This is a genomic window from Clostridium sp. AF19-22AC, from assembly GCF_003479085.1.
Classification (GTDB): Bacteria; Bacillota; Clostridia; order Lachnospirales; family Lachnospiraceae; genus Faecalicatena_A; species Faecalicatena_A orotica.
The window spans coordinates 42,768-59,295 of record NZ_QUGN01000005.1 but is presented as its reverse complement, the minus strand read 5'-3'; the positions used below and the strand labels follow the sequence as shown (position 1 = coordinate 59,295).

Here is a 16,528-nt window from a genome sequence, read left to right as displayed (position 1 = left end):
GCCTAATTGCTCTTTCCCTTATCTAGTGATATACTCTCGTCAGAAACTTCGAAAGGTATTCACCTTTCATTTTTCAATCGGCAGTTCGCCGGTTTACCCAATTAATTACTTATTAGAACCGCAGAAAACAATGAATCCTCTACATTTTTAAGGTACTTCTGTCTTTTACATATCTACATATCGTGATATGATAATAATAAATCAGAATAACTCCTTACATGTGTACCATTCTCCGTAAAGGTGAGTCCTATGAAAAGCTGTAGAAATGTATCCATGTAAGTATTTTAGACTTCATCCATTTTCCGAATGACAACAAGTGTTACCGCAGGATTCATTTCCGGGATGATCAGACATCACAACTGTATTCCGATAAAATGGAACTTCAGATACTGGAGTTGAAAAAACTGCCTCCTGAGGTTAAGACCGGAGAGGATGTTCTTGCATGGATGAGGTTTTTCAGCAGCAAAAACAAGGAGGAATTTCAGAATATGGCTAAAACAAACGAATATCTCGATGAAGCATATAATACATTGCTCAATCTGAGTGCTGACGAGAAGAAACGGCTGGAATATGAAGCAAGGGAAAAGGCATTGAAGGATTATAATACCCAGATCAGCAGTGCTGAAAAAAGAGGACTTAAGGCTGGAGAAGAAATCGGGAAAAAATTAGGAGAGCTGGAAGGTGAACGCCGTACCCGACAGGTCTTCAAACTATTCATGCAGGGTAAATCACCGGAAGAAATTGCCGGTCTCTGCAATATCAGTATAGACAAAGTGAAACAAATATTAGAGTAGTTTCTGTCATTTTCGAACACAAATATCCCCCGAAATCGAAAGGCACAGAAAAATCCGATGCTGTAATTTAATCATGCAGCATCGGATTTTCCCCGTTCAGGGTAAATCCAACGGGGAATTGCCTGATTGATATAGTCCTATTTTACATTGGTGTGCTTACATCTATACACTAGCGCCCCCATCAGCCCTGCGCCGGATAAAATAAGCAAAATAAACCACAAGGCGGGGGTTCGGTCATCGCCGGTCTTCAGACCGGTTGTATCCGCCGGGCCGCCTGACGGCTTCGGCCAGAGCGTTGTATCCGAGACCCCGCCTTCTTTCACCGTAATCCGTCCATCTGCTGTCAGCCAAAGGGTCAAAGCACTCTGTTTCGTCCGCTTTGCAGGCGTAATGATGGGATTTCCATTATCATCCCAGTCAAGGATAAGGTCCGTTCCTTTCGCAGAGGCAATGGTAAGTTCCATGTGACCTATCAGTTTTCCATCCGCATCAGTTATGATTACCTGATGTATCCCGGAAGAAATCTTCTCAAATACTGCCTTTCCATCTGCGTCCGTCATAGCCGAAGCAGTACCGATAGAGACTGTGACTCCTGCAACAGGAGTCGTTGCTGCAGGAGCCATTGCAACAGGGGCCATTGATAAAGGAGTCATTACTGCAAGAGCCATTGCCCCACTCTGACTGGTGTCCTCCCTAAGGACTGTAAGCGTCAGGTTATAGGTTCTCTCATCCGGTGCTTTCGGCGCGTCCTCATAGACTGCCGTAAGGATCGTGTCACGCACCAGTTTTGGCGCTTTGAAAACGCCGTTTTTCACCTGGCTGGTCACATCCTCCCCTGCATACGTAAGCATTTTCAGCTGCTTTGCCGGATTTGGAATGACCGTATAGACAATCTCAGCATGCCGCTGCGCCTGAAAGCTCGTTTCGTAAAAGACGCCGTCCGCTGCAATCCGTCCCTCCGGGCTTTCTACGCTCACCGTATGCTCCTTTGGCACCTCTGCGTTCAGCTCCATATCTCCTCCAGATGTTGTCTCTCTGGCTGCTTCGGCAAAAACTGTTTCTCCTGTCCCTGCCTGAATCCCTGTTATCAGCAGCAGCGTGCATAGAAGCATCCCTATCTTTTTCAATCTCAACCACCTCCTGTATTCATACATGGTCACACTGACTATTCACCTTCATGAGGATTCATATAGGAAATCTGGAAGGTTAATGTTGCCTGATAGGACCCTGCCTTTGCTGCTTCCCAATCCGCCTGAGTGATCTCAGCCGTCAGGGGTGTCTTGGTTCCGGTCTTCGTGCTCTCATCGTATATCACGCTGGTAAAAGCTGTCGTTTTATCTTCCCCGCAAATCATAAATGGAATAGTGTAGGAATCTTTGATGGTATGGGCGAGACTGGTCTGATTCGACAACGTCACCGTCACATAGGAGTCCGGCTCCAGATTGCCTTCCTGATAGACAAGGCTTCCGATGGAGGTGGTAGTGTTGTCAAAGGCAATCTGCGCCTGTCTGGGAATTACAACGATGTAGGAAGCATCCTTCCGCGCCGAAAGCTGCGTGGCACCTTCCTCTTGCTCTGTAGTAAGCTGCTGGTCCTGCTCTGCTGCCCGCGCCGTGAGCGTGCCGCCGGGAAGCATCGCTGCAATGCAAAGGGGAACTGTGGTGCAAAGCAGCCCACTGGCAAGACGCTGCCTTATGCTTTTTTTCATTGATTTGTTTCCTGATTCGTTTCTATTTTGTATCATCCTTCCAATCCCCCCTATTTACCTGTAGACGCTACCAAGGTATATGCTACCTGAAAGGTCACTGTGCCCGTATAATCCCCTGCCTTGATGTCCGTGCTGCCGCCTGCATCCGCAGGCGCTCCAAAAGTTAGTGTCCCTGTGCCTGGCAGGGCAGTCGTATCGTGTTCCATGAAAGCCGCCACCGCAGTGTTGCTGTCTATCGAATTATCTCCCAGCTTAAGGGGCGCATAGATTTCGTAGCCCGTGTCATTGGTTCTTACAAGTTTCACTTTTCCCTCTGTAAGCCCCCCGCTTACCTTGACCTGCACCTGATAATTCGGCTCCGCGTTGATCTTTGTGGCTGTAATCTGCATCGTAATATCCTTGGAAGAAAGACTTACCTCCCGCGGGATTACTACTGTATAATCCGGGGTCACGTTGTAGCTGAGACTGGTGCTCGCAGTTTGCTCAGCCTGTCCTTTTCCGATATTCGTCGAATCGTCAGCGGCAAATGCCGTCATGGAAAGGCTGCACACCAGTAGGATTCCTGCTGCAAAACCGGAAGCAGGCCTGCTTTTTTTTCCCTTCTTTGTTTCTTTTCTCATGTCTTACCTCCTTACGGCTTTTCTTTTTCATAGGATATTTCAAATATCATCTTGCCTTCATACTCACCGCTCTGCTGCGCTTCGTCTGGCGCACTGAAATGTATGCTTCCTCCTGCGACTTTGGCGTTGGAAGTACCCGTTAGTCCATAAAATTCAGCGGCAACATTGTTATCCTTCTTCAAAGCGATAAACTCATCCGATGTGGTGTTCCTGACACTGAGCATCGTAGTCAGCACCTGAGTGGAATCCGACTTACTAACCAGGCTGATGCCCCCCGCCCCATTAAAGGAATCCGCCTTAACGCGAACGCGCACCGTATAGCCCGGTTCCGTATTTGTCGCAGCCGTAATGGCTGCCACGCCGCCCTCCGCAGTGCCGCCCAGCTCTCCGTCCACACGGAAATCCATAGATGGATAGATGGTGACCGCTTTGGGAATCGTAACGGTATAGCTGCTATCCACCTGAAGACTCACAGACAGGCTCTTTTCCTCATCTGCCGCCAGTGCCGTGAAGCCGCTTAAAAGCCCCAGCGCCGCCATCAGGCACGATGTAAGGCAAATCCTGTTCAGCCTGCGCTTGTTTTTCTGTCCTTTTTGCACGCTCATCTGTCCCTCCTATTCCACAATCAGCTCGAACTTCACTTCGGAACCGTTTAACTCCGTCTGCTCATCGTTCATCATATAGCACTGGTATTTCAGGGTGCTGTCGGGATAGCTTCCTGCCTCCAGATTCTGGTTCAAGGTGATGGTATAGAAGCCTTTACCCGGCTTCACCAGATCTGACTTCCAAAGCTCGGTTCCATCGGGCAGCAACAGTGTCATGATAAAATAGCAGTCATTGACTTCGGGATTATAGAGGTTCACTGCCTGCTCCATTTCACCTGCCCGGAAAGTCATGGACTTAAATCCGGGGATGGCGATTCCGGCGCTTTCGCCGCCTTTCTCCGGCTCCTTGACCCCCTGCCAATCCTCTGCGTCAGAGTCCACCGCTCCTGTACTTTTTGCGGGTTTGTCCGCCCCATCTGAAAGCTTCATTCCAAGATATACTCCGCCCCCCACCAGAAGCCCGGCAAGGAAGATCAGCAATGCAGTCTTCCATATTTTTTTATCTTTTTTCTGTTTCACGTTTATGTTGTCCTCCTTACTTGGCCGCTTCCAGTGCGATCGTGAACACGACCATTCCCTTGTATACGCCCGCCTTTGTATTCGTCAGCTCCGACTGGGGCGTGAGCTGGAGCGTACCTATATGGGTATCCTGCGAAGCAATATCGCTGTAGGAGGTGATAACCTCTGTTCCTTTGACCGCCGTAAACTCCTTATCAGACGCTGTCATTTTTGCCAGCGCTGCCGTCACGGTATCCGCCTCGTCCCCTGTCTGCTTTATATTTCCCTCCATGTCATAACGCTCCAAAGTAAGCTGTCCGCTCTTCACGCTGTCCGTTTCCTTCAGGCGTACGGTCAGCCGCTTGCCCACGGCGATATTAGTTTTCGCACCCACAGAAATATCCACTGTGGAGGACTCTCCCGGCGTAAGGTTGACGCTGGCCGGGATGACTACCGTGTAAGCTCCCTCCTGAACATAACTGCCGCTGCTCCCCACTTCCGTCCGGTGCTCCGTGCTTTCCGCAGCTTCTGCCTGCATACCCGACAGAGCTATGCTTGATAAAAGCAGACCGCAGAGCAGCAACGCAGAGTGGAAGAAAGCTGTTTTTCTTTTTCTACTGCCCATTGATCGTACCTCCGTTCTTCTCTATTGTGGCGGCAACATCGGTTGTGGCTGCACCGTTCAGGGTAAGCTCCAGATTACCGCCGTTCAAAGTGACCGTTCCGCCCATCTCGGCTAATGAGACCGGCTTGCTCTTTGCATTGATAGCCGGGTATATGATCTGCGGCCCAGAGGTGCCCTCAGTTACCTGCTCCGGCACGCTCCTTACCGTTACCGTCCCGGCAATTGGATTGACGCACTCATCCGCACCCGTCAGGTAACTGCTTTGATTCAGTTCCACCACTCCTCCATTGACGATAAAGGAGGAGTTTGCATCCAGCGACAATGCAGGGAAAGCCACCTTCCTGTTATCCGGATCTTTCACCACGATACCTTTTTCATGCGCGCTTATCGCATTGCCTGGTAAGGTAATGTACTCGTATTCTAGCATATGTCTCAATACGTCACTTTCGTTTGCATCAGTGTAGTACTCTTCTATCCGTGAACAGAACTCGTAATCTGTTCCCGAAGACGTGGACTCGCTTCCATCCGTAATATCCTCTTTGCCGTACTGGCCGCCATTCGCCTTCAGTGTTCCCTTCCCCTCAATGGTAAATGTCGAGGATGTCAGGACAACGCCCTCCGCCTGCAGCTTTTCGCTGTCCTGAATCCTGCTTTCCAAGGTCAGGCTGTCTGCGCTTTCCGGAAGATTCAAAATAATCTGAGAATGGCTTGCCGTAAATACTCCTCCCTCAACATCATAGGAAGCTCCCAAGTAATTTTCTACGCCCACCTCAATGGAAGCCAGCTTCACATGCATATGACTATTTTCATAACAGTATTTCTCCTCTCCAGTATTTGCATCCGTCCAGATGTAGAAGCCAGAAACACTTTCTGTGGTAATTGCCCCCATCTTGACCCAATAACTATACGGATACAAATTGGGTCCTTTCACATCGTCGCCTTTCTTTAGCATTCCCTCTGCCTTGGTCCGCATCAGGATCGTTTCTCCGGTCACAGTGAGCGCCGTATTCTCCGCCTTTTCAAAATGCATGGCTCCCAGCTTACTACCATCCACAGTGAGGGCAATATTCTCTGTACCTTCCACCTGCACGTCACCGCTAGTGTTCAGTCCTTCTAGCTTAATGGAAAAATCCCGCGGCGAGGAACTGCTGCTGCCACCGATAGCCAGGGTATTGGCTGTCTGGTTCCCACTCTGTGTGATACGGTAATTTCCATGAAATGTCTCCGTGGTGTCTCCCTGGGTATAGCCGTCGCCGCTGACGGTGATGCTCCCGGCAGAGAGATCCAGTACCTGCGTTGCCGTACCATAGCTGGCGTAAAAGCTGACTGCTCCGCTGTAGCTGCCCGCCCGGACGGACTGTGGATTCTGCACTTCGCCGGTTATTACCTTTGTGTAACTTCCCTTTGTTTTATCCGATTCCCGATTATCTGTATCTGTACGCACATTCACTTCCGTCACAGGAATCTTGATATTCATGGTGTAGTTCTTATCCGCATCGTTATATAGCGTGATCATGCCCTCGTCACTTGTAACAGGGGTCAGCATCAAGGATCGGGAATCTTCCGTGATGCTGTCGTAATCGATGGTAAATGTAAACTCTGCCTTCTGGAAATCCGCCTGATCCAGAGATACTGTATAACTGGCTAAAGCTGTGTCTGACTTGGTATAGGCCGTGAGGCTCTTGTCCCCATCCATCGTTCCCGACCAGACCGCGCCCTCTGTTCCGTCGCGCCAGCCTGAGGTGCTGTAGCCCGTATCCGCATAGGTAAGCTCTACTTGAATCTTCGTACCTCTTTTTATCTGAAAACCGGGGACATTCTCATAGAGATCCGTAAGCGTCTCCCCTTTTTCATTCTTAACCGTATAGCCAGTGGCCAAGGTGGAATACTGCAGGGTCAGAGTGCAGGGATTGATTCGCTTCGCCTCGGTCAGTGCAATACGGTTCAATGCGGATTTATAGGAAGCCTTGCATTCATAACTGAAATCATTGGAGTCCGTGTACTGCACTGTGTAGGATGTATCCATTGGCCAATAACTAAGCCACCCTTCCCCTATGAAAACGTCCATACCCGCAATGCTCACCTTGCTTACGCCTGTCAGAGGGAGCTGCGAGCTATAAACCTTCTGTCCCTCAGGGTTGGATACAGCGCACCTGATATTGCCTGCAGACAAAAAACCGGCTTCGTCTATGGTCAGTGTTCCGCTGCTTCCTGAGGCAGCGCCGTTACCCTCGCCGATATCAGTGGATACACCGTCCGCCTGCAAGTGTCCGTTTGTCAGGGTGACCTTGCCGCCGTTTCCGGCTGCCCCTCCTTTTCCGCCATCGTGCCCGTCCATGCCGTCGTATCTGCCGTGCTTATCATGCTTCGTTCCGTCTGCACCTTCACCGCCGCTGGTGCCGGAGCCGGCCTTTCCCGGCCGGTCGTCTCTTAAAAAGCTTTCACCCACTCCGCCAATCCCGGGACGGCCGTTGACGTAGCCTTGACCGCCTCCGCCTCCTCCGCCTCCTCCGAAGGCATAATCACCAATTGTCTCCGGCCGTTTCGTATGCGCGTAATAGCCGCCATAGCCGCCGTAACCGCCAGCCCCGGCTCCGCCTCCTCCTCCGCCGATTCCGGCCGCCGGATAACCACCTCCGCCTGTACCGCGCTGTCCGGTGCCGCCGTAAAGATCACCCTCAAGCACATAAAACAAGCCAAAACTGACGCCTGTGCCACTGCTGGCATCGCCTTTTTTATATTCGCTCGCCGTGGTGTCGATATTGCCGGCGGTGCCGCCCTGTCCTCCGGTGGTCCGCACTGTCACACCAGAAGAATCGATATTGACTGTTCCACAGTTTCCCCCTGCGTTCCCATCAATAGCATCTTGAATATCCGAGGAATAATGGTTGTTCAGATACCGAGTAATGGCGCTATACTCCAGATCTAACTCGTGGTACTTTTTCGCCCCTTCAAAATAATGCGCCCATGTATAGTAGCTCATGGCCTTGCCGCCCAAACCACCTGAACCGCCGATTCCGGCTCCGGCGCCTCCGCCGCCCGCGCCTCCGTTTTTCTGGTCGTTATCGGAGGAGCCTTTCAGTTCCGGCTTGTACGTCACGTTGGTACCGCCATCTCCGGCATTTCCGCCGATGGCATTCAGAGTTCCACCACCGTAAATATTCAGCGCAGCGCCCTGCTGCACCTCGATACCGGCACTTCCTGGACGGAAACACCAGCCGTTGCCGCCCCATATTGTCACGTTGCCCTCTATGTATAGATTCAGGATCGCACCCTTTTGGACCTGAATGCCGGGCTGGGAATCTTTCCCCTCCTGCGCATCGTCTCCGCCGATATTGTTGCTCACATGAAGCGTTACCGAAGCGCCTTCTTTGATAGTAATTTTTTTATAATGAAGGTTAAGGCGGATATCTCCATAGTCAAACATAGATGATTCATACTTCAGGCGGTATGTGCCGCTATCCAGCTCATGTTCCCAATCAAGACCGCTGATTTCCGTTTCCCCGGCGGCCTGCACCGTCTGCTGTGTCCAAGGCAGTCCGGTCAGCATAACCACCGCCGCTATAAGCCCGGACAGCACCTTCCCTGCCACTCCTCGTTTCATTCCCATAGCATCTCTGCTCCTCTCTTTTGCCGATTTTTCTATTTTTTATCTTCCTACACCGTGCTTTCACCAGTGTGACAATAACCTCTTTTTTTAAAGAATCATATGTTTAGAGTAGTTTATCATACGCTATTTTTCATGTCAAACGTTATAATTATCATGCAATAAATCAAAATTAACGGTAATTTTATGTGTGTTATTTGTTCTATTTATATTGCAGTTTTTCATTCTTACTGCTATACTTGATTAATCACATGACAGGGGAGGAGAACATATGGGGAAGCCTATCATCACAGAATCTGAAATCATTCAGATGACACTGGAGAATGTCCGCAGTTTTTACCAGCGCAATCCAGACATAACCATCTCACCCATGACAGACAATTTCATGTGGATTGGTTCAAATGATTTTCAATGGTGTCAAAGTCTTGAAGAATTTAATCTGATTACCAAAAAGGAATTTAATGAGTCACCTGTCACGCTCTCAGATGAGGAGTATCACCTGCTTTTCCATGAACGGAATGTGTGGATAGTGTATGGACGTTACAAAGCGACGACGATGCTCAGGGATGGCTCAGTCATCCACGCACATGTACGCGGCACTTATGTATGGCGTAGAATTGATGGTGAAATAAAGCTGGCTCATGTTCATGGTTCCCATGCCCAAGACATTCCACTCAATCAGCTGTTGCCTCCACCAGAACCACTGACAGCAGACACGGACTACTTTGAGTATATGAAGCGCATGGATACAGTAAAAGCCAACGAGAAAAAGTTATCCTTCCGCGACAAGGATAAAAATCACCGCTATCTTCTCCCCTCCGAAATCCTATATATGAAGTCCGCACTCCAATGGACCATTGTCCATACGATTACTGGCAGTTTTCAGATCATAGGATTGTTAGCGGACCATGAGCCCGAAATGCCGGATACGTTCTGCCGAATCCATAAAAGCTATCTTGTCAACAGCATGTATATTGCTTCCATCCGCCGTTACAAAGCAGTCCTAAAAAATGGGGAGGAATTGCCGGTCAGCAAAGAACGATACATGAATCTAAAACGCTATTTAGAAGACAAAAAATCCGATGCTGTAGTCTGATCATACAGCATCGGATTTTCCACTTCAGATTAAATCACATAGTTTCTCAAGTATTTTGCACTCAGTACAACTGCCTTCTTTGCCTCCTCGATACTTCCTTCAAATGCCTTATCTTCTACTTCGATACAAGTATATCCATTGTATCCGATGTCGGTAAGGGCGGATACATATCTGCCCCAGTCCACATCCCCGAGTCCCGGAAGTTTGGGTGACATGTATTCCAGCGGCGCCGCCATGATTCCTACATCGGCGAACCTGTCTTCATATACCTTGATATCTTTGTAGTGTACGTGGAAGATCTTGTCTTTAAACTCATACAATGGCTTAATATAGTCAATTCTCTGCCATACAAAATGAGACGGGTCATAATTTATGCCCAGATTCGGACTGTCAAGAATCTCAAAAACCTTCCTCCAGTTTGCCGGTGAGGTCATCAGGTTTTGTCCCCCCGGCCATTCATCTTCGGTGAATAGCATCGGGCAGTTTTCAATAGCGATCTTAACGCCTTTCTCCTCTGCGTATTTCACAATCGGGGGCCATACCGCCTTCACAATTTCCAGATTTTCCGTGACTGTCTTTTGTGGGTCCCTCCCTATAAAAGTAGTAACCATATTCACATCCAGCATTGCAGATGCGTCTATCAGCTTATAGAGGTGTGCTATATAAGCCTCCCTCTTCTCCTGATCTGGCTCCAGTGTATTCGGATAGTATGCAAGAGAAGAGATTTCAACGCCCCTTTCTTTACAATACTCATTGATGTATTTCGCCTTTTCCTGATTCAGACCGGCCACATCGATATGGCTGACCCCTGCATAACGCCTTGATGCGCCCCCTTGCGGCCAGCATGCAACTTCCAGACATTCCAGATGGTTCTCTGCCGCAAAGTCAACAACCTCTTCAAAACGCATTCCCTCACATATTGCTGTGATAAATCCCAATTTCATGCTGTGACCTCCTATTTTACTTTAAATAATTCTGATATTGTTCTTTTAGTTCCTTCAGATTTGGTATTTGTCCGGGGCCGACTGCTTTTGTCTTAATCTCCGTAGAATGTTCCAGCTTACCGTCCCATCTTAATCTTGATCGTTTCTGTTCTTCCTCACTGAATGTAGCACAGATTTTTCCGTTTTCTATTGACAGGTCCCCATATATGCCGCAGACCGGGCACTCTATAGAGGTATGGTCTTTCGATACTGTCAGCATGCTGCAGTGGCAGACCGGGCAGATTCCTTCCTCTTCTCCGCGCCATTTGATACGTTCCTCCTCGGTCTCTGCATCCAGAGCGGCTGCAATATTGTATCCGATGCTTCTGGCACGTTCCATCTCGGAATCATTTCCAAGTACGTGTTCATAAGCCATAGCCCCAAAATACTGATGCATGTCTATCACATCGATCCCCATAGACATAGTAAATTCATACATAGTAGGCAGCATAAAAGAAAGCCAGTTTTCTGTCATGGCTCCTCCCACGGAAAGCAAGGCCCCGACACGCTTTTTAAAGCTTCTTTCATCCGGGAGCTGATCCACGGGCTTTCCTGCTTTTATGCCCTCATCAAATGTTGCTTTTCTGAAGGTGATGTCATGGGATGGTCCGATCCTGTCGCAGACTGTTTTAAATCTTCCCGTAGGTGATAATACATAAGTCGGGCTTCCTACAATCACTGCATCGCTTTCCATAAGTGCCTCATCAATGATATACATATCGTCTTTCAGAGGACAGCCGCCTTTCCCGCGTCCCGTTGTCATTCCCACAACACAGGAGATACATCCAGTACACACTTTGATATCAAGGTCGTCCGCGCGGATAAACAGCACCTCATATCCCGCCTTTTCACACTCCATCAGTGCTGCTTTTATCATAACGTCTGTGTTGCCCATCTTTCTTCCGAAGGAAATTCCTAATACCTTTTTCTTCATCTTTTGTCCACCTACGCAATCTCTACTTCACGTTCCATCGTGCCAACAATCGGCACCGGAATATATGCGGTTCTCGTAGATACTGTCAGTTCCACCTTGTGGGTTCCCTTCGACAGGCCGTTTTCCTTCAGAACCCGTATATAAAGTGGTTCGCCGTACTCCCATTTGTATGATGTTACTGTCTGCATTTCATCTAAAGTAAACCAGTCTTCCTGATCAACGCTGCAGCGGATTTGTTCCCGCAGAATCTCTGTCCCGTCCAGCTTCACTTTTACATCGTTCACCATAGATAAAGGAATGGCACGGTAATATGTAATATGGGTCTGCAGTTCGAACCCGGTAATCTGATTGTCAGCCGTGATATTTTTGCATGTTCCTTTTATAAATACATTATTATCAAACATCGTTTATCCCCCCTATCCTTCCATTTCCTGAATATATCTGCGAAGCATTTCCTGATGTGCGGCAACCTGTTCTTTTTCAACCATAGGATGCCCTGGGAGAATCCAGCGGTTTCCTTCATATTCAGTTGACACATACCCTTCATAATCATGGTCATGAAGATACTGAAGCAGCCCCTTATAATCAACAGAGTATTCCTCACCATCAGCCATCTCCCACAGCTTAAAGTGGAAATGCCTGATATATTTCATGTATTTGTCCAGTGTTTCATACGGCGTATTCTCGTAACCGTCAGCCAGCATAATATATGGCATATCCTTTTCTGTGGCAATTGCCGCAAGCTCCGGCTTCATATTATGCTGTTCATCAAATGCATGGGTACCGTCCAGTCCCTTGTCAAACAGGCCGTTAAAATATTCTACAACCTTTGGATTCGTTCCCAGTACCTTTACATTATAGTCGTTATAAACTCTTGGAATCCTGTGGCAGAAGATGCCGGCATCTACAACGAGCCCGCAGTACGGGGAATCCACTCGGATCATTTCCTCAATAAAGCCTCTTGTCTCCGGAATTCCGAAGCTCATGCCTGCATGTATCTCAAGGGCAAATGCAACATCATATTTCTCTGCATACGGAAGCAGCGGCTCGATTACAAATGCGGGCACCATAGATACTAAACGGATCAAATGAAATCCCATGCGGTGTGCAAGTTTTATTTCATCAATAAGAATGTCTATACACTCCCTTTTTGTTAACGTCCGGTTGTTGTACAAATTTGTATTTAAAAACACATCTGAACAGACTGGTTTTATTTTATAGGTTTCCATCAGGTAATCCCAGTGTTTCAGAGATTCCTCAGACGGATGTGGTGTGTTGTGGATCATCTGGTCCGGAAGTAGTTCCAGACCCTCAACTTTATGCTCTGCCAGATACTTCATGATATCTTCCAGAGTCATCCTCTTATTCATATATTCATCCTGAAGGCTGTACAGGCTTACGCATGTTTTAATTGCCATATTATCTCCTCTTTTCTCTATTCAAAATCTACGGACTTCCCAGTTTTTGCGGATTTTCTGACTGCATCCATAACTGCCAGAACTCTCCGTGTCTCAGGGATTTTCACAAGGAAATCCTCTTCCCCATAATATGCTTTTTTATAATTTTCAAAATAATCTCTGTGGCAGGTATTCACCTTCGGCACGTCTTCTGTTACGATTTTTCCCGGTGCAGGCGGTCCGAAGGAACGTGTAGGACCTGCAGCCGTCATTGTCCTGGAGCCGCTTACGTTCGTAAGAAGCTCTGTTGTCCTGACAATCCTCCCTTCCGGTTCAAATCCGTCCACATAGGCAGTTCCCTTGTTTCCGCCCATAATCCAGTGCCGTTCGAACCACTTATCCTGCGGTTTGTCAGCTAACAGATAGGTTCCCAGTTCAACTTCCGCCATCACTTGATTATCAAACCTGAGCAGGATTTTAAAATAATCATCCACTTCAAAATTAATGACATTTCTCACATCCGCATAGATGGATGTGATTTTTGCCTCCGGCATCATGAAGAGTATCTGGTCGATCAAATGTACTCCCCAGTCATAAAGCATGCCTCCGCCTTCGCTTATGTAAACATGCCAGTCATGCATATTTCCATTGAATCCATAGAGACTGTTTTTCATCATATAAACGTCCCCGAGAGCCTTTTGGTCAAAGATTTCTTTCATGATTCTGAAGTCCTGATCCAGACGCCTCTGATGGTGGACCGTAAATTTCACTCCGCACTCATTTGTCACACGGACCATGTCATCCAGCTCCTCCAGAGACATCGCCACCGGCTTCTCACATATGATATCTTTTCCTGCCCTTGCAGCCTGTATAACCAGATCATGATGTTGGTTGTTATTTGCCGCAATCAGTACAACGTCCACTTCCGGGTCTGCCAAAAGCGCCTCGTTGCTTTCGTATCTTTTTAACCCTTCCTTAACATCATCCAATTGTTTCGGATCCCTGTCAGAAAACCCGATCAAACGAATGCCTTCCATCTGGCTGAGCATTGTCTCATGCTCATGTCCCATAAAACCGTGACCAATCACTGCGATTCTGATATCTTCCATTTCTTCCTCCCGTTGAAACCTCAATCTTTAATCCAATTTGATTTCCTGACCCGACTCTGCCGCTTTATAGATCGTGTCCAGAATCTGGGTAACAACAAATGCCTGCTGCGGTTTTACAAGCGGTTCCTTATCTTCGATAATTGCCTCCAGCCACTGTTTACATTCCAGCACTTCCGGGGAACCGCCGCCATTTCCTTCAAAAAATGCAATGGCACCTGCATCTGAAATATGTTCTTCTGTTAAAATTCCACCAGTTGTCTCATTGAATACAAGATCATATCCTTCCTGGCTCATTCCTCCGATCATCTCTGCTCCCGCCTTCGTTCCGCAAAGAGTGGCAGCTGCTTCTCTTGAATCCTTTACATTCAATGCCCATGCAGACTCAAGGAAGATCGCCGCACCGTTTTTCATCTTGATATAACCGAACGCTGAATCTTCTACCTCATAAGTCTTTGGGTCCCACGGTCCGAACATATTGCCTTCTGTTGCTTCCGGAAGATGGCCCAGTTTTTCAAAAACAGATCCTGTAATGGATGCGGGCTCATAATTATCCATGCACCATAATGTGATATCCAGTGCATGCGTTCCAATATCGATCAGCGGACCGCCGCCCTGCTTTGACTTGTCCGGGAACACACCCCATGTAGGTACGGCTCTCCTTCTGACTGCATGTGCTTTTGCAAAATAGATTTCTCCAAGTTTCCCTTCTTCACAGGCCCTCTTAAGTGCCCGTGCGTCTGTACGGAAACGGTTCTGATATCCAATTGTAAATTTCTTTCCGGATTTCTCCCATGCATCCATCATTTTCTGTGCATCTTCTGTTGTTGCAGCCATCGGCTTCTCGCAAAGTACATGTTTCCCAGCGTTAAAAGCTGCTACTGTAACCGGGCAGTGTGAGTTATTTGGTGTGCATACATGCACCACATCAATCTCTTCATCTTTCAGCATTTCGTTATAGTCTGTATAGACTTTTGCATCAGACGTGCCGAATTTCTCAGCACCTGCCTTTGCACGTTCTTCAATAATGTCACAAAAAGCTACGATTTCGCACTTATCACTCTGTGATGTAAGCGCCGGGAAATGTTTTTGATTTGCGATTCCTCCGCACCCTGCGACTGCCACCTGTAATTTTCCGTTCTTCATCTTCATATCCTCCTGATTATTTATTTGTTTTAATTTATTGATTTTGATTTTTTTCTTTTAATTTCTGACGGATATCATCTGCATCTTTGTCACTCATGTTCCATAAAAAACATGCGGCTGCAGCCACTATGAAAAGAATTGCCGGGATCAGGTTTACCACTGTATTAATTCCCTTCAATGCTGATACAGTCTGCTCTGCGTTTGCCACATAACCGAAAGCCGCAAGAAGAAGCACTCCGATCGAACCGCCAAGTGCATTCCCGATCTTTGTCGCCAGCCCATATGTTGCATATGCTGTCCCGTCTGTCCGCACCCCGGTCTTTAACTCCATATAATCTACAGAGTCTGACACCATCGATAACGTCATTGGGAAACCGACATTAAACAGGCCAAATATCCAGCACCCTGCCAGAACCATTGTCATATTATCAAACGGTGCAAAATAAATGACTAAAAGTCCGACAGCCTGAATCAGCATAGATCCCATCAGGACGTTTCTTTTTCCAAATTTTTTCGCCGCCACCGGGACAAAGAAGGAACCGATTACAGCGCCAATAGAAGGAATCGTCATGATAAGGGCAATCATTGTGAAGGAGCCAAGGCAGTAGATCACATAAAACGCACACACTGCAATACGTCCCATGAATGCCGTCATCTGAAGTGTCATGATCAACATGACAATCATCAGGTATTTATTTTTGACCAGATTATTGATCGTTGTTTTAAAGGAAAATTTTTGTATTTCCCCAATCGGCTGCACATTTTCTTTTGCAGTGAAGAACACGATTAAAAATAGTGGGATGGCTATGATTCCATAGATAACGGCTACCATCATATATCCATGTCCGTTTGCAACTTCTGCCCCTGAACCTGAGAATTTCAGTGCAAGACCTGCGGAACAGGCATTTACGATAATCATTCCAAGATTCATACCGATGTTTCTGGATGTATTAATTGTATTTCTCTGTGCCGCATCTTCTGTCATAACACCTGCCAGTGCCGCATAAGGAATATTGGTCAGTGTATACAGCATTCCCGCTATGATATATGTTGCCGCTGCCCATATAATCCCTGCCACACTGGAACCGCCGAACGGATTTGTAAATGTCAGGACACCGAACAATGCCAGAAACGGACATCCAAATGCTATGTACGGGCGGAACCTCCCGAATCTGGAGCGTGTCCGTTCTGCAATTGCCCCCATCATTGGATCATTAACAGCATCCCATATACGGGCGCCCATCATAATTACTGACACAATGGCCGGAGCAAGGCCGACAACATCTGTGTAAAACAATGTTAAATAAGAACCAACAAAAGTCCATACGAACTGTGATGCCAGATCTCCAAAACCGTAGCATATGACTGCTGCTTTTGAAGCCCTCTTTTGATTTTCCATAATATTTTCT

At 47.6% G+C, this 16,528-nt stretch carries 16 protein-coding genes; 2 read left to right on the top strand and 14 right to left on the bottom strand.

Going from position 1 to position 16,528, the window contains the following annotated elements; all coding sequences use genetic code 11:
* Positions 1–269 precede the first annotated feature (269 nt).
* Positions 270–794 carry a PD-(D/E)XK nuclease family transposase gene (locus DWX43_RS07520; protein ID WP_279220788.1) on the top strand — a complete coding sequence of 175 codons (525 nt, stop codon included), beginning with the start codon at positions 270–272 and terminating at the stop codon, positions 792–794.
* 137 nt (positions 795–931) lie between these two features.
* On the opposite strand, the gene DWX43_RS07515 is transcribed toward DWX43_RS07520, so the two are convergent.
* The 7 genes from DWX43_RS07515 to DWX43_RS07485 are packed head-to-tail and all read right to left on the bottom strand — an operon-like array spanning position 932 to position 8,460.
* Positions 932–1,921, bottom strand: a complete 990-nt coding sequence (locus DWX43_RS07515; RefSeq protein ID WP_118619831.1) for a hypothetical protein — start codon at positions 1,919–1,921, stop codon at positions 932–934.
* A 38-nt stretch (positions 1,922–1,959) separates the two neighbouring features.
* The gene (locus DWX43_RS07510; protein ID WP_118619829.1) at positions 1,960–2,502 is read right to left on the bottom strand and encodes a hypothetical protein; all 543 of its coding nucleotides are present in this window, start codon (positions 2,500–2,502) and stop codon (positions 1,960–1,962) included.
* Between the two features lie 50 nt (positions 2,503–2,552).
* Positions 2,553–3,122, bottom strand: a complete 570-nt coding sequence (locus DWX43_RS07505; protein ID WP_118619827.1) for a hypothetical protein — start codon at positions 3,120–3,122, stop codon at positions 2,553–2,555.
* A gap of 11 nt (positions 3,123–3,133) precedes the next feature.
* The gene (locus DWX43_RS07500) at positions 3,134–3,727 is read right to left on the bottom strand and encodes a hypothetical protein (protein ID WP_118619825.1); all 594 of its coding nucleotides are present in this window, start codon (positions 3,725–3,727) and stop codon (positions 3,134–3,136) included.
* Between the two features lie 9 nt (positions 3,728–3,736).
* Complete coding sequence (locus DWX43_RS07495) at positions 3,737–4,246, bottom strand: tRNA (uracil-5-)-methyltransferase (protein ID WP_118619823.1); 510 nt, start codon at positions 4,244–4,246, stop codon at positions 3,737–3,739.
* 16 nt (positions 4,247–4,262) lie between these two features.
* Positions 4,263–4,850: a hypothetical protein gene (locus tag DWX43_RS07490; protein WP_118619821.1), complete on the bottom strand. Its 588-nt coding sequence runs from the start codon at positions 4,848–4,850 to the stop codon at positions 4,263–4,265.
* Complete coding sequence (locus DWX43_RS07485; protein WP_118619819.1) at positions 4,840–8,460, bottom strand: hypothetical protein; 3,621 nt, start codon at positions 8,458–8,460, stop codon at positions 4,840–4,842. The genes DWX43_RS07490 and DWX43_RS07485 overlap by 11 nt, the downstream gene beginning before the upstream one ends.
* Before the next feature lie 268 nt (positions 8,461–8,728).
* Between DWX43_RS07485 and DWX43_RS07480 the strand changes: the two genes are divergently transcribed.
* Positions 8,729–9,553 (top strand): LytTR family transcriptional regulator, encoded by an 825-nt coding sequence (locus tag DWX43_RS07480; RefSeq protein ID WP_109730669.1) that lies wholly within the window; start codon positions 8,729–8,731, stop codon positions 9,551–9,553.
* A 29-nt stretch (positions 9,554–9,582) separates the two neighbouring features.
* Here the strand turns inward: DWX43_RS07480 and DWX43_RS07475 are convergent, their stop codons facing one another.
* From DWX43_RS07475 to DWX43_RS07445, 7 genes are read right to left on the bottom strand one after another with little or no spacing between them, the layout of a single operon-like run.
* Positions 9,583–10,497, bottom strand: coding sequence for a sugar phosphate isomerase/epimerase (locus DWX43_RS07475; protein ID WP_118619817.1), 915 nt, complete (start codon positions 10,495–10,497; stop codon positions 9,583–9,585).
* Between the two features lie 16 nt (positions 10,498–10,513).
* Positions 10,514–11,470, bottom strand: coding sequence for a flavodoxin family protein (locus DWX43_RS07470; RefSeq protein WP_118619815.1), 957 nt, complete (start codon positions 11,468–11,470; stop codon positions 10,514–10,516).
* A gap of 11 nt (positions 11,471–11,481) precedes the next feature.
* The gene (locus tag DWX43_RS07465) at positions 11,482–11,874 is read right to left on the bottom strand and encodes a DUF6379 domain-containing protein (protein WP_109730672.1); all 393 of its coding nucleotides are present in this window, start codon (positions 11,872–11,874) and stop codon (positions 11,482–11,484) included.
* Positions 11,875–11,886: 12 nt separating this feature from the next.
* A complete protein-coding gene (locus DWX43_RS07460; RefSeq protein WP_118619813.1) occupies positions 11,887–12,888 on the bottom strand; it encodes a sugar phosphate isomerase/epimerase in 1,002 nt (333 codons plus the stop codon).
* A 17-nt stretch (positions 12,889–12,905) separates the two neighbouring features.
* Entirely contained in the window at positions 12,906–13,976 is a 1,071-nt protein-coding gene (locus tag DWX43_RS07455) for a Gfo/Idh/MocA family oxidoreductase (protein WP_118619811.1), read from the bottom strand.
* A gap of 27 nt (positions 13,977–14,003) precedes the next feature.
* Positions 14,004–15,119 carry a Gfo/Idh/MocA family oxidoreductase gene (locus tag DWX43_RS07450; protein WP_118619809.1) on the bottom strand — a complete coding sequence of 372 codons (1,116 nt, stop codon included), beginning with the start codon at positions 15,117–15,119 and terminating at the stop codon, positions 14,004–14,006.
* A 34-nt stretch (positions 15,120–15,153) separates the two neighbouring features.
* Positions 15,154–16,518 (bottom strand): glycoside-pentoside-hexuronide (GPH):cation symporter, encoded by a 1,365-nt coding sequence (locus DWX43_RS07445; protein WP_118619807.1) that lies wholly within the window; start codon positions 16,516–16,518, stop codon positions 15,154–15,156.
* Positions 16,519–16,528 lie beyond the last annotated feature (10 nt).